We start from the raw sequence: 14,018 nt of genomic DNA, 5'->3' as shown, positions 1-14,018 counted from the left end.
CTAATACGACGGCGACTAGATAGTCGCCGTATTTTTGCTGTCATGCTGAATATCTTATAAGTAACTAACACATTCAGAGGTGATTTGATAAATATGAATAGGTATGTGAATAAAAGCAAAATTAAAGGCTTATTCGTGACGGCACTTATTATTTGCTTAATGATAGCAGCAATTACCCAATATCAGGCCAAGGCAAAATATAAATCCTATATTTCAAGCGATATTATGCAAAATCTTCAGTCTTTAAATACAATCTTATATGAGAATAACAACATTTATGAGGCAATTTTAGGCACGGGTGCCCTGTCTTCGGATCAGGCATACCTATTGGCTTATAATAATGAAACCATTTCACGAATTATTTTAGAAAATGCGACTCGGGCTGTGAAACTTGATTATAAAGAGGAGGACTTTGCCTACAGTTTGTCGTCCTTGAATGCTCAGAAGATCGCTTTGTTTTTTTCAGAGATTAATGAAACCATTGTGGATAAAGAATTAAAGGGGATCATTAGACAATTCTCCATTTTAAATCATGAATGGTTAGAGACGAAGGAGCTTGGCATTCAAAATTTAGGTCTAGATAATTCGAATTGGATCAAAGCCATAGCTGGGTTGGAGGAACGAACCAAAGAATACTTACAGAAACATAATATCGAAAATATAGAAGAATTATGGATAACAAGAACGGAAATAAAGTGAACCTTGATACGCGATCGGACTCCTCTTGAGCGAATCTCTGTTTCTACATTCTATGTCGGCGTTTTAGGCATATAAAAAAGCTTCAATGATTAAAAGACTCAATCTAAAAATTAGTGGTTGACAATTCAAAGAGATAGTCTGTGTCGGTTGAATACCAGCTCTGTAACTGCTGACACCAACGGCTAAACCCAATTTCAGTTGCCCGAATGCTTGGTGAGCAGTCATACCAACGGGTGAAGGTCTCTTTCCATTCCCCGACGCTGCGCAGCAGCGGGGAAAAGCCAAGCAGTAGCTCCAACTGGGATTTGCTTGCGGAGAATTTCATTGAGGGAACGCAATTCGGGCCGCTTATGGACAGAACCGAATTTCGGCCGGAGCTGGGCGAAGCCATCGGTGTGCTGTATGTTCCCCAGCTTGACGTAGAGCTTCCGATTGTCGAGGGAACGGATGATGAAATGCTTGAGCGCGGAGTCGGCCACTATACTTCGACCGCCCTTCCATCGGACAACGAGCAGATTCTGCTGTCCGGGCATCGCGACACCGTGTTTCGCGATTTTGACCAACTGTCCGTAGGCGACCGTTTTGTGGTGAAGCTGCCCTACGGGGTGTTCGAATATGAAATTCAGAGCACGGATATTGTAGATAAAGACGACACCACTGTCATTCGCCCGATGGGCACAGAGGTGCTAGTTGTCTCCACTTGCTATCCGTTCCGATACCTGGGGAACGCACCGGAGCGTTTTATTTTCTACGCTTATCCTGTCGATTTCCCGCTTCACTCATGATTACAACTCCACACTAAAAGAAGCCCCCTGATCCATGACAATGGAATCAAGGGGCTTCGTTCAATTCGATCGTTTATGATACCGCGGCTTGCAGCTCTTCATATTGGCTCATCAGCTCGCCCATAATCGGATGCTCTCCTGCAATGCCGGTATATTTGGACGCGGTATCGCTGGCTCCGATTTCTTTCACAGAGGCCTGCAGTTCCACGCTTTCCGGGTCTCCAGGGACGTCGAACAGCAGCGCTGCCGCCATCGATTTTGCCAGGCTCTTATAGGATAGCCCGCTCTCAAAAGCCAGCATTGCCGGGGAAACGAGCCGATCTCCAGGGGACAGCTTGCGGATTGGGGAGCGTCCTACACGGGACACTTCATCTGTGAGCGCCGGGTTCGCAAACCGTTCCAGAATCGTACGGATGTAGGCCTGGTGCTCCGCCTGATCGAAGCCATGCTTGTGGATCAGCGCCGCGCCTGTCTCCTCCAGCACGGCACGGACATGCCCGGCCACTTCTTCATCCTTCATCGCTTCCTGAATCGTTGCATAGCCTTTCAGAAAACCTACATAGGCCGCCGAGCAGTGGCCGGTATTCACCGTGAACAGCTTGCGTTCGATGTAAGGCTCCAGGCGATCAACATAATGCACGCCCTCCACAGGCACGAAGCCCTCCAGCATTTGCGAACGGTCCACCGCCCACTCATAGAACGGCTCAACAACCACCTTGAGACGATCCTCGTGCTGCTGCAGCGGAACGATGCGGTCAACAGCTGCATCAGGGAAAGCCACTACCCGGTCCGCCCATGCCTTCGTTCTCTCATCCAACAGCCCGTAGACATGCTCCTTCAGCTGCGTGCTTCCGCCAATGGCGTTTTCGCAGGCGATGACATGCAGCGGCGCTGCTTCGGACTGCGCCCGGAGCTTTAATCCCTCGGCAATCGTCGGAGCGATAAATTTAAGGATGTTGACCCCGACGGCCGTTGTGACCAGGTCCGCCTCCGCAACCGCGCGCGCCGCCGCTTCAGGCTCAGCGGCACTATTCAGCGCGGTGACCCCTTTTACAATCGTAGTCTCTTGGCCTTCGCTGGCGAGCGTTACCGGATACTCCCCGCGCTGCTTCAGTTCGGACACAAGTCCCTCATTCACATCAAGGAAGCAGACCTCATATCCTGCCTGTGACAGCAGCAGTCCGATGAAGCCGCGCCCGATATTCCCCGCTCCAAAGTGGACCGCCTTCATGCTCCCATGCCCCCTTCGAAGATGGCAAGGATCTCCTCCTCGGTTGTAGCGTCCATCACCTTGCCGATGCTCTCATCATCGGTGAAGATCATCGCGACATTCGTCAGAATTTCCATATGGTCGCCACCCGCTGCGGCAATCCCGATAACCACAAAGGCCGGCTCATCGCCGCCAAAATCAACACCCTCCGGAAAACGAACGATCGACAGCCCCGTCGAAGCCACCATGCTCTTGGCTTCTTTCGTACCATGAGGAATCGCCAGTCCGCCCCCCATATACGTGGAGGCAATCTCTTCGCGCTCCAGCATTTTGTCTACATAATCGGCCGACACATGACCTGCTTTCACAAGCAGCTCGCCCGCCATGCGGATCGCCTCGGTTTTGTCTTGTGCCGTACCATTCAGAATCACTTTATCTTTCGACAGTATGTTGCTCATTGTTTCTCCCTCTTTCTGTAAGTTGATTATATGGTCAGTCACGAAAAAACAGCTGCAGCTCTTCGGCTAGATAAGACTTGATCTCTTCCTCCCCGCCCCGCTCCATCAGTTCAATCAGCTCGGTGCCCAGCAGCATCGCACTAATCTCGCTAAGCACCTCAAGACTCTCCTTCGGAAGCTTCTTAGGCGCCAGCATCATCAGAATGACCCGCGCTTCCGCCCCGTCTTCAAGCGGCACGGGAGCGGCCAGTCTGAACAGAGACAATGAAGGTTTCGCAACCTCCCGGCTGCGCGTGTGGAACAGAGCCAGCGCGGTGTCGGGGATCAGCTGAGTGCCCATCCGCTCCCGCTCCAGCAGGCGCGCCTTGACATGCGCCGCATTGCTGACTGCGCCTTGCTTGCTTAGTATAGCCAAAGCCGCAGCCAGAGTCCCCTCCAAATCCCGAGGCCGGTTATCCAGCTGATGCACATGGAAGTCATCGAGCAGGGACACGACCTCATTCAATAGCAGCGCCTGGGACCGCAGGCGCTCCAGCGAGGCGGTCTTCCGCTGTTCTTCCCGCTTGATGACCGGTCTGCTCCCGGCGGGAGCAACCTCATTCTGTATATACTGAAGCAGCTTCTCCTTGTCCTCGGCCGTCAGCAGAGGACTTAACTTGATATACTTCTCGCCTGGCAGCGGGAGGTCGATTGTAGAGATGATCAGATCATAGTCGTCCTCCGGAATGCGGGCCGCCTCATACCAGGAAGCATTGCCAAGCACCTCAATCTGCGGCATCTCCTTGGATAACCGAATCCCGAGCAGCCTCGACGAGCTGAGCCCGCTGGAGCATACGAGAATCGCCTTCAGATGGTGGCCCAGCTGGTTGAGACGTTCCATGGAGGCACCGAAGTGCATCACGAGAAAGCCGATCTCCTCATCGGGCACGTCAAGCCCCTGCGTAATCTCATCCACCGATTGTCTTGCGACCGTAAACAGTTCTTCGTAATCCTTGCGGATCGGACTGAGCAGCGGATTGCGGATGCGCGTTCCTTCGCGCAGCCTCTTCACGGCATTGCCGACATGCTCCACAAGTCCGTCCCGAAGCGTGCGATCCTCCCCGAACGGAAAGCCCGTGCGCCTGCTAACCGCCTCAACCAGCCGATGGACGATTTCCATCGTCTCCACATCGACATGGGGCAATTCGGTTCCTTCCGACTGCTCCCTCGCCTCGTCGAACAGCCTTGAAATATGCGCCGTCTCGGCCTCTGACATCGATAGCCCCAGCGTCTTCTGAAGCCTGTCGGCAAACTGCCGCGCCCCCTCTGTCATAGGCGGCGTGCGGGCATCTTCAGTCACTGGATCGGTTACTTCCAGATCATGCCTTTGGCGAATTCGGCTGACCGCTACGGACAGTGCGATCAGAAGCTGCGTGTATACATTTTCGTTAAGCCGCTCGGTCCAGCCCCAGTCCATATCCCACAGACTTCTTTCCACATCCAGGAGGACTGGCTTGCCAATCATCGTCAATAGCCGCGCGGTCACCGGCTGAAGATGATTCGCTTCCCCATCCCCGATTAGATCCGAATAATCCAAATATTCAGAGGCTAAGCGGCAGATGGCCCGCCGCCTTTCGGTCTCGGTCCCCTCCAGTTCGACACCGTACCCTCTGCGCCGGATCACCTGCAGCTCAAACCGGGCCAGCCAGGACTCCAGCTCATCCAGATCATTGCTGATCGTTCCTACCGTTACCTTCAGGCTGTGCCCAAGGGCAAACAGCTTGATCGGCTCATCCGCCTCCAGCAGCGCGCAGAGAATAAGCACCTTGCGCTCCTCGGCTGAATAGTCGGCAGGCATGCCGGCCAGAAGACGCTCCCTCAAGCCGGTGACCGCTTCGGGGGAACTCCCCTCCAGCCGGATACCTGTTCCCGACTTCTTGTGAAGCAGAACCCCGACTCCCTGCAGCCCGCTTTCGATCTCTTCCATTTCCCGATGAACCGTTCTAACGCTCACGCCAATGTCGGAGGCGATCTCAGCAGCGGTCATCCCTTCGGTTCTATTCAGCAAAAGCAGAAGGATCTGGCGTTGTCTAGCAGTTAATTGTCCCAGGATTCTTGCCCCCCTCTTCTCATGAAATGGAGACAACGCCGGCACATACGCGCCAGCGTGTCATAAGGCATGGATTATGATTTATCCTTCAAGCGTTCTACGAGCTCGTCGTATCTTGGGCTCTTCAGGAAGTTGTCAATCGAAATATGCTCGGCATTCGGATTTTTGGCAATCGCCCGATCCGTCAGCGTCTTCTGTGTAATAACAATATCGGCATCATCCGGAATTTCGCTGACCGCGGAATTCGTGACGGTGATATCGACACCCGCCTGCTGCAGTTTCTTTCTGAGAACAGAAGCGCCCATGGCACTTGAACCCATTCCTGCGTCGCATGCAAATACGATTTTGTTAACATTCTCCTTCTGCGCGTTCGCAACCGCTGCCGATGCAGGAGCAACCTGATCGTTCATGCCGCCGGTCTTCATCTCTTTCATCTTCGCAGAAGCTTCTTGCAGATCAAGCTCTTCCTCATCCTTCTTGCCTGTTCTAAGCAGCACAGCCGCAACCAGGAAGGAGACGATTGTTGCTACCAGCACACCGGCCAGAACCGGAATCAGCCCGCCTTTAGGCGCCAGAGTCAGATAGGCAATGATGCTGCCCGGGGATGGCGGTCCGTTAAGCGCTGCACCGAGGAGCTGGAAGGTGAATGTACCGGATACACCACCAGCAATCGCCGCAAGAATCAGAACCGGCTTCATCAGAATGTAAGGGAAGTAAATCTCATGAATCCCGCCGAAGAAGTGAATCACAACCGCACCTGGCGCCGAGGATTTCGCCGAACCGCGGCCCACCAGCCAGAAGGCCAGCAGAATACCAAGACCCGGTCCTGGGTTCGATTCCAGCATGAACAGAATCGATTTGCCCAGACGTGCGGATTCTTCCGCCGCGATCGGGTTCAATATCCCGTGATTGATCGCGTTATTCAAGAACAGAATCTTCGCCGGCTCAATGATGATGTTGACCAGCGGGAGCAGGTTCGCATTGACAAGAACATCCACGCCGGAGGCAAGAACTCTGGTGATGCCCTGAACCAGCGGGCCGATACCGCTGTAGGATATGAGGAGCAGAACGCCGCCGATGATCCCCAGCGAGAAGTTGTTGACCAGCATTTCAAAACCGGATTTGATTTTGCCGTCAACCAGTTTGTCGAATTGCTTCAAGATCCAGGCCGCAATCGGACCTACAATCATGGCGCCGAGGAACATCGGAATGTCCGAGCCTACAATCACCCCGATCGTTGCAATCGCACCGATAACCGCACCGCGCTTGCCGTGGATCATCTGTCCGCCGGTATAACCGATCAAGAGCGGGAGCAGATAGTTGATCATCGGGCCGACAAGGCTTGCAAACGCTTCATTCGGGAACCATCCGTCTGGAATGAACAGCGCGGTAATGAGTCCCCAAGCGATAAACGCCCCGATGTTAGGCATTACCATGCCGCTCAGGAGACGGCCGAGCTGCTGTACTTTGACTCGAATGCCGCCGGAAGCGTTTTTATTTGTCTCGTTGGACATTATATTAACCTCCTGTATGATGAATTGAACCTTATGTGTGGTCTTGAAACTCTGACATCTCTATGTTAAGACATAGTGACCCAAGGCTCAACGAAAGGAAAACCCGGTTTCGTCATGAATATTGTTGACAACTTTTAAAAGGAACATGTTCTCGGTTGAAGAAATGCCCGGGCGAGGCTGGAGATTATGTCGGCATCGTCAGGGAAGACTCCCCGAATGGAAGTTGACCGCAGCCCGGCTCATTAACAGGGACACAACGCCTAAACAGGAGCATTAACGAGGACAGGGACAAGGCAGATGAACAAGGCGCATAGCACGCTAATAGGGTGCACGACACGGAAACAGGCCACAGCACAGTAACAACGCCCCGCTCACTCCTGCTCAGGCAGAAGGATCGGGGCGTGCTGCGCCACAGGTGACTTTGTACGATGTATCGTACAAAGCCTATGCTACATCCAGCGATGACAATCCATTTGTACGATTTATCATACAAATATCCTCGTCAGCTCATATAAAGCTCCAATTTTGTGTGAAGGTCAGCCCCCGAAGATCCACGACACCAAACACCAAACACCAATCACCAAACCAGCCAACTCCACCAAGTATACCCAATGCGCACAAGAACACTTCCGTAGATCGGCAATGGAGAGCCGCCGGAGTGAACGAACACCGAAACCGCCTATCCGCACCAGAGGAAATACCGTCTACAACGCTCCCCTGTTCAACCGCTTGTCACATGTATGGCGTCCCGAATATCATTGCCCTGGCACAACCTCATTGCTCTTCTTCCACGTCCAGAATATATCCTCGGCCACGGATGCTCTCAATCTGGAACAAATCCTTTGTTTTCTTCCGGACCCGGTAGATGAGCGCATTCAGCTCCTCCGTGCTGACATCCGGAATTTCATCCTCCCCATAGCTTCGCTCCGGCCAGACCGAGAGCTTCACCTGCTCCTTCGATACAAACTGCCCTTTATGATGAAACAGCAGCTCCACACATTTGAACTCCTTCTCGGAAAAAGCATACGTCTCCCCGCGGAAGATCAGCTCCTGCTTGTAGGGATCGAGCCGGATCGCTCCGCTCTCCGTCAACGCCAGCTGTTTCATAAACGGGGTCATGTCCATCGTCTCATCTGTGCTGAGCACCGAGAATCGGAGGGCTACCATATCCCGCGCAAGCGCCAGGGAATCCCCGCTGGCCAGCGGAACCTCTTCGCCCGGTGCGAGCCGCCGCTGGTTGACGAAGGTACCATGCTTGCTCTCCAAGTCCTGAATGAAGAAACCGCCGTCCCGGTAGATTATGGCCGCATGCCTCCGAGATACATAGATATTATCAAAGGAAACATCCGGCGCCCCTTGTGTCCCTCTTCGGCCAAGCACCGTCACCGGCCGGGTCAGCAATATAACATCTCCATGTTCATAGGGATTGCCCCGTTCCACCATCAAAAAGGAGGACCTATCCATCCTTTTCCCTCCTGTTCCTGCCGTCAGCGAATGATTCGCCATCAATTATCATGCAATTATTATAGTTCATCTATTGAGTAAGCTGCCAAAATCACTACCATCATAAGAAGAATCTATTTCTATCATACCGTACATTTCAATTGGTTTCAGGAGGATCATACTGTGCGTAAACAAAAAAAGTGGAAAATAACGCGAAAGTTCTTGCTTGTGGGCATCATGATAGCAGGGTTTCTATTTCTCAATAATACATCCATATTTACAAAAAGCCCTGACAGCGAGCCGCTGCTGCTGGCCCATCGCGGCCTTGGGCAGACCTTCCCGATGGAGGGAATCGAAGCGGACACTTGTACGGCAGAGTGGATATTCGAGCCGGAGCACCCCTATCTGGAGAATACGATCCCGTCGATGAAGGCCGCCTTTGAGGCGGGCGCCGACATCGTCGAGCTGGATATCCAGATGACCAAGGATCAGCAGTTTGCGGTGTTCCATGATGCATCCCTCGATTGCCGAACCGAAGCTGCCGGCGCGATCAAGGATTATACGATGGAGGAGCTGAAGCAGCTGGATATCGGTTACGGATACACGGCTGACGGCGGTAAGACCTACCCGTTCCGAGGAAAAGGAATTGGACTTATGCCCTCGCTGGACGAGGTGCTGCGCGACATCCCTGAAGGAGAGTTCCTTCTGCATATCAAAAGCAACGATCCCGAGGAAGGCGCTCTTCTCGCCGAATTTCTGCGCCGGTTGCCTGCCGAGCAGCGCAGCCGCCTGTCGGTATACGGGGGAGATATGCCGGTCTACACGTTAAAAAATGAGCTGCCCACCGTTCGGGCCATGTCCAAAGAAACCCTAAAAAGCTGTCTCATCTCCTATGAAGGGGCGGGCTGGACCGGGTACGTCCCTGCCGTGTGCCGGAACACGCAGCTGCATATTCCCGAGAAATATGCACGTCTTCTATGGGGGTGGCCGGACAAATTCCTGAGCCGGATGGAGAAGGTAAATACACGCGTCATTCTCGTGGGAGGCGACGGCGAATGGTCAGAGGGCTATGACACCTTGGAGGATCTTGAGCGGCTGCCGGACGGGTATACCGGAGGCATATGGACGAATCGCATTGATGTCATCGGACCCAGCTACAAAATCGCGGACTAGCGCCATGCCAGGGAATTTCTCCATAGAATCTTCTGCATCATCGTATTATCAGTACGACATACGCCGTCTGCATAATCTGAACGATCCGCACAATAAGCGTTGACTGCACAACTAACTTCATCTGCACGTAAGCTCCATCTCCGCAATAAGGAACGTTTCATACAAAATAAGGAACGAACGTTTCATACAAATAAGGAACGAACGTTTCATACAAATAAGGCCGCTTGCCTCATAGGCAAACGGCCCTTTATTGTGTTGCATGAGGATCAGTTACGTACCGCAATAAGTGCGATACGGCCTTCCGGATGGATCCGGAACGCGGCAATACGTCTCCTGCTCGGGCAAATAAGCATACGGCTGCGCCAGTGCGTTTAGGAGCTGCTGCATCACACGGTAATCGCCTTGCTCCACGGCTGCCGAAAGTGCCTCCTCGACCCGGTGATTCCTCGGGATGACGGACGGATTGTGCTGACGCATCCGCTGATAGGCCGACTCCGCAGACTCCTCCTGCCTGCTTAACCGGGACTGCCACTGGCTGTACCAGTCCTGGAATGCGTCAATGTCAGCCAGCCCAGTCTTCTCCGGCTCGGCCAGACTTAATGCCCGGAACGTATTGGTGTAGTCAGCACGCTGCTTGTACATCACTTGAAGCAGGCGCTTCACCAGCGCTTCGTCCTCCGGCTCTGCATGGAATAACCCCAGCTTCGCTCTCATGCCGTCCAGCCAGTGGCGATGGAAGCTGTCCACATAATGGCCCAGCGCCTCCTCTGCCATGGCAATCGCCTGCGCCTCGTCCTCGTGCAGCAGCGGCAGCAGCGCCTCGGCCAAGCGGGCCAGATTCCAGCCCCCGATCTCCGGCTGGTTGCCGTACGCATATCTCCCTTGGGTGTCGATTGAGCTGAACACCGTCGCCGGATCGTAGATGTCCATGAAGGCGCAGGGGCCGTAATCAATTGTCTCTCCGCTCAGCGTCATATTATCGGTATTCATAACGCCGTGAATAAACCCGACAAGCTGCCACTTGGCGATCAGGGATGCCTGCCGCTCGCTTACTTCCCGGATCAGCGATACGTAGCGGTTCTCTCCAGGGTCCCGATCCGCATAATGCCGCTGCCACGTATAATCCGCGAGCGCGCGCAAATCTTCCACCGTCCCCCAGCGGGCCGCATATTGAAACGTCCCGACGCGAATATGACTCTCCGCCACGCGGGTCAGAATCGCCCCAGGCAGCTCCGTCTCGCGGAAGACGGGCTCACCGGTCGTTACCACCGCCAGACTGCGCGTCGTCGGGATGCCAAGCGCGTGCATCGCTTCACTGATAATATATTCGCGCAGCATCGGGCCGAGCGCAGCCCGGCCATCCCCTTGGCGGGAGTACGGGGTTCTGCCGGACCCTTTCAGCTGAATATCCACACGCTCGCCCTGCGGAGTCAGCTGCTCGCCGAGCAGCACGGCACGACCGTCCCCCAGCTTGGTGAAATAACCGAACTGATGGCCCGCATACGCTTGCGCGAGCGGCTCCGCCCCCTCCGGTATCCGGTTGCCGGCGAACACTTCTACACCATCCTTCACTCTCAGCGCCGCAGCATCCAGTCCGAGCGATGCCGCCAGCGAGTCATTCAATACCACCAGCCTCGGCGATGCCACTGGCTCCGGTTCCTGCCTGCTGAACATCACCTCCGGCAGGCCGGCATAACTGTTATCCAGATTCCATCCTGCACGCTTGTCAGTTCCAACGTCCTTATCCGTCATCGAATCTTCCTTTCCCTAAGGCACGGACAGGCCATGCCTTCCATGTGCTTATGCTTATTCAACTATAACCCTGCTTCGGCCTCTGCCTAACCAGTGACCTTAGGCTTTTATCTACAATCCGAACTAAAAAGACGATCTCATCTGATCCTTCGTAGGCTTCCACATGACTATAGAGAATATAACATTTACTGGCACGAAAAACATGAAGAAATGACAAAGAACCCGCGGTTCCCCGCAGGCTCCTCATCATCCGTGTGTTCCCCTTATTACGCACTGCGGCGGCTTCAAGCGTGCTGATGGCGGCTGCAGTCCCTGACTGGACTGGGTCGTCACTGTATAGCCCGAGTGATACGCAAGCTCATCTTCATGGAGGCAGCAATGTTCCTGGCCGTCCGCTCCATATTCACAGCGGCGGATTCAAAAGCCTCGGGCAAAGTAACCACTCCGGGCACGATGCTGAACAGCGCGTCGATGCCGTGATCATGGACGACGGCGCTGTCGTCAGACAAGGAGCCGGCGATCCCGATAACTGGCACGTCATACTTCTTCGCGGCCTTGGCAACTCCGATCGGGGTCTTGCCATAGATCGTCTGACGATCGATGCGGCCTTCCCCGGTGATGACCAGATCCGCATCCCTCACGATGTCCTCAAAGCGTGAAGCATTCAGGACGATATCGATTCCCCGCCGCAGATCCGCATTCAGGAAAGCGATCAGTCCGGCGCCAAGGCCGCCTGCCGCCCCCGCGCCCTCCTTCTCCCGAAATGTCTTGCCAAGCGCTTGCTCTGCTACATCTGCAAAATGAGACAGGTTCCGATCCAGCAGCTGCACCATATCCGGAGTTGCGCCTTTCTGCGGGCCGAACACGGCCGATGCGCCTCGCGGTCCCGTTAACGGATTATCCACATCGCAGGCCACCTCGATCCGAACACCCGCCAGTCTGGCATCCAGTCCGGACATATCCACCTCATGCAGGTCGGAAAGCGCGCCGCCTCCGGGGCCAATCTCTCTTCCCGAGCGATCCAGCAGCCTGCCGCCCAAGGCCTGGACCATCCCCGCCCCGCCATCGTTCGTGGCGCTTCCGCCAATCCCGATGATCATATGCTCCACCCCCTCCTCCAGGGCGAACCGAATCAGTTCACCGGTTCCCCGGGTTGAGGTGAGGAGCGGGTTGCGACGCTCGGCAGGCACGAGGTGCAGGCCCGAAGCTGCGGCCATTTCGATGATCGCGGTCCGGCCATCGCCCGTGATGCCGAAGAAGGCCTGAACCGGCTCGCCGAGCGGGCCTGTAACCACCCGTTCCATGATCGTGCCGCCCGTGGCGTCAACAAGGGAACGAACGGTTCCCTCGCCTCCATCAGCCATCGGCATTTTATAATAATCGGCATCAGGAAACACCGATCGAAACCCCTTCTCAATCGCCTCCGCCGCCTCCAGCGCGGACAAGCTCTCCTTGAACGAATCCGGAGCAATGACTATCTTCATCGTTGACATCTCCCTTTTTTGTGGCATTCTCCTTCATGACCAAACCGCCGATGCGCACTAACCCCAGAGTTTAAAGACACCGAACAGGAGGGTTGAAACCACCGCCAGCGTCAGACCGACAGCCGACTCGTACGGCACCAGCTTCAGACGCTCCTTGATATTCATGTTCACACTTCCGGCTGTTGCATGGAAGAAGCTGCCGTGCGGCATATGGTCGAGCACCGTGGCTCCCGCATGAATCATCGCCGCCCCTGCCAGTGCAGATATGCCGAGTCCAAGAATGGTGCTGCTGAACACGCCGCTGGCCACCGCCGTTCCGGCTGTTGTCGAGGCCGTCGCCGCCGACATGAAGATACCGGAGATCGGTGCCAGCAGATATGCCGGCAGACCGGATGCGCTCAGCGCGTCAATAATGACATCTCTTAGGGATGAGTTGGCGATAATGCCGGCCAGCGTCCCTGTACCGAGCAGCATGATGGCGACGCCCGACATTTTGCCAAGACCGGAAATTGCGTACTCGTTGATCTTCCTTGCCTTCCCCATCGCGATGGCGCCAATCAGTCCGCCAACGGGCAGCGCGATCATCGGGTCAATGTTGATGTTGAACAGCGGCCGCAGTGCCAGCAGGACTATCGTCACCAGCGGTGCGATCAGGGCCGTCAGGAAAGTCGGCATTCTGCTGTCTCCGGAGGCTTCAATATCCCGGTCCGAAACAGCAGAGCCCTTGTTCGCCATTCGCTTGGCCAGCATGTACGTCACCGCAATGCCGAACACTGCCGGGATGATCCCTGCAGCCATGATCGATGTCAGCGGGATGCCGAATGCATCCGAAGCTGCGATGGCGTTCGGATTCGGCGACATGATGTTGCCGGCTTTACCGCCGCCAATCATCGCCAGCAATATGGCGGTTTTGGACAATTGTGCGCGGCTCGCAATAGCCAGCGCAATCGGCGATACGGTAATGACCGCAACGTCGACGAACACCCCGACCGTGGTCAGAATCATCGTCGCGACCGCCAGCGCGAGCAGCGCACGCGATTCCCCCAGCTTCTTGACGATGGTCTCGGCGATGGACGATGCGGCTCCTGACTCGATCAGCACGCCTGCAAGTATGCCCGCCGCCATAATCCTCAACACCGCCGGAATAATGCCCTTGGCCCCTTCCACCATCAGATTGACCGTACTGGCAATATCGACACCGCCAATCAGCCCGCCGATTAAGGCACCGGCGATCATGCCGTAGGCTGGCGGCACTTTTCTCAGAATCAATACAATCGCTATGATTAAGGCACATATAGCTCCCAAAGCGCTTACGGTTACTTCCACGGCGAATTCCTCCCCGATGTTGACGTTATAGTGAAGCTTCACCTTTATTGTAAGCGTTTACCGAATGCGATTACATTGGCGGACA

At 54.8% G+C, this 14,018-nt stretch carries 11 protein-coding genes; 3 read left to right on the top strand and 8 right to left on the bottom strand.

Annotated elements, in window-relative coordinates:
* The first annotated feature begins 135 nt into the window (after nt 1-135).
* Both CHH75_RS22505 and CHH75_RS22500 read left to right on the top strand, forming a co-directional pair.
* The gene (locus tag CHH75_RS22505; RefSeq protein ID WP_176475638.1) at nt 136-699 is read left to right on the top strand and encodes a hypothetical protein; all 564 of its coding nucleotides are present in this window, start codon (nt 136-138) and stop codon (nt 697-699) included.
* 233 nt (nt 700-932) lie between these two features.
* Nucleotides 933-1,484 (top strand): class D sortase, encoded by a 552-nt coding sequence (locus CHH75_RS22500; protein WP_255223097.1) that lies wholly within the window; start codon nt 933-935, stop codon nt 1,482-1,484.
* 73 nt (nt 1,485-1,557) lie between these two features.
* Here the strand turns inward: CHH75_RS22500 and CHH75_RS22495 are convergent, their stop codons facing one another.
* The 5 genes from CHH75_RS22495 to CHH75_RS22475 all read right to left on the bottom strand — a co-directional run bounded on the left by CHH75_RS22495 (nt 1,558) and on the right by CHH75_RS22475 (nt 8,219).
* Nucleotides 1,558-2,715, bottom strand: coding sequence for a mannitol-1-phosphate 5-dehydrogenase (locus tag CHH75_RS22495; RefSeq protein ID WP_095265102.1), 1,158 nt, complete (start codon nt 2,713-2,715; stop codon nt 1,558-1,560).
* On the bottom strand, nt 2,712-3,152 hold the full coding sequence (locus CHH75_RS22490; protein WP_095265103.1) for a PTS mannitol transporter subunit IIA: 441 nt from the start codon (nt 3,150-3,152) through the stop codon (nt 2,712-2,714). Before CHH75_RS22490 ends, CHH75_RS22495 begins: the two co-directional genes overlap by 4 nt.
* A 34-nt stretch (nt 3,153-3,186) precedes the next feature.
* Nucleotides 3,187-5,286: a BglG family transcription antiterminator gene (locus CHH75_RS22485; RefSeq protein WP_330164024.1), complete on the bottom strand. Its 2,100-nt coding sequence runs from the start codon at nt 5,284-5,286 to the stop codon at nt 3,187-3,189.
* A gap of 29 nt (nt 5,287-5,315) precedes the next feature.
* Nucleotides 5,316-6,755, bottom strand: coding sequence for a PTS mannitol transporter subunit IIBC (locus tag CHH75_RS22480; protein ID WP_095265104.1), 1,440 nt, complete (start codon nt 6,753-6,755; stop codon nt 5,316-5,318).
* 774 nt (nt 6,756-7,529) lie between these two features.
* A complete protein-coding gene (locus CHH75_RS22475; protein ID WP_095265105.1) occupies nt 7,530-8,219 on the bottom strand; it encodes an FHA domain-containing protein in 690 nt (229 codons plus the stop codon).
* A 162-nt stretch (nt 8,220-8,381) separates the two neighbouring features.
* Here CHH75_RS22475 and CHH75_RS22470 point away from each other — a divergent pair, with 162 nt between their 5' ends.
* On the top strand, nt 8,382-9,371 hold the full coding sequence (locus CHH75_RS22470) for a glycerophosphodiester phosphodiesterase family protein (RefSeq protein WP_244908145.1): 990 nt from the start codon (nt 8,382-8,384) through the stop codon (nt 9,369-9,371).
* Between the two features lie 270 nt (nt 9,372-9,641).
* Here the strand turns inward: CHH75_RS22470 and CHH75_RS22465 are convergent, their stop codons facing one another.
* The 3 genes from CHH75_RS22465 to CHH75_RS22455 form a co-directional block, all read right to left on the bottom strand.
* Nucleotides 9,642-11,123: a protein adenylyltransferase SelO gene (locus CHH75_RS22465; RefSeq protein WP_095399198.1), complete on the bottom strand. Its 1,482-nt coding sequence runs from the start codon at nt 11,121-11,123 to the stop codon at nt 9,642-9,644.
* 329 nt (nt 11,124-11,452) lie between these two features.
* A complete protein-coding gene (locus CHH75_RS22460; RefSeq protein ID WP_095265124.1) occupies nt 11,453-12,607 on the bottom strand; it encodes a glycerate kinase in 1,155 nt (384 codons plus the stop codon).
* 57 nt (nt 12,608-12,664) lie between these two features.
* Nucleotides 12,665-13,933: a GntP family permease gene (locus tag CHH75_RS22455; RefSeq protein WP_095265125.1), complete on the bottom strand. Its 1,269-nt coding sequence runs from the start codon at nt 13,931-13,933 to the stop codon at nt 12,665-12,667.
* Nucleotides 13,934-14,018 lie beyond the last annotated feature (85 nt).

The organism is Paenibacillus sp. 7541 (assembly GCF_002276395.1).
Lineage (GTDB): Bacteria > Bacillota > Bacilli > Paenibacillales > Paenibacillaceae > Paenibacillus_AQ > Paenibacillus_AQ campinasensis.
This window is presented reverse-complemented; position numbering and strand designations above follow the sequence as displayed.

Bases quoted from the DNA above. Each gene is read 5' to 3' on its own strand.
- CHH75_RS22465 (WP_095399198.1), bottom strand. From the start codon at position 11,123: ATGACGGATAAGGACGTTGGAACTGACAAGCGTGCAGGATGGAATCTG.
- CHH75_RS22495 (WP_095265102.1), bottom strand. From the start codon at position 2,715: ATGAAGGCGGTCCACTTTGGAGCGGGGAATATCGGGCGCGGCTTCATC.
- CHH75_RS22475 (WP_095265105.1), bottom strand. From the start codon at position 8,219: ATGGATAGGTCCTCCTTTTTGATGGTGGAACGGGGCAATCCCTATGAA.
- CHH75_RS22490 (WP_095265103.1), bottom strand. From the start codon at position 3,152: ATGAGCAACATACTGTCGAAAGATAAAGTGATTCTGAATGGTACGGCA.
- CHH75_RS22460 (WP_095265124.1), bottom strand. From the start codon at position 12,607: ATGAAGATAGTCATTGCTCCGGATTCGTTCAAGGAGAGCTTGTCCGCG.
- CHH75_RS22480 (WP_095265104.1), bottom strand. From the start codon at position 6,755: ATGTCCAACGAGACAAATAAAAACGCTTCCGGCGGCATTCGAGTCAAA.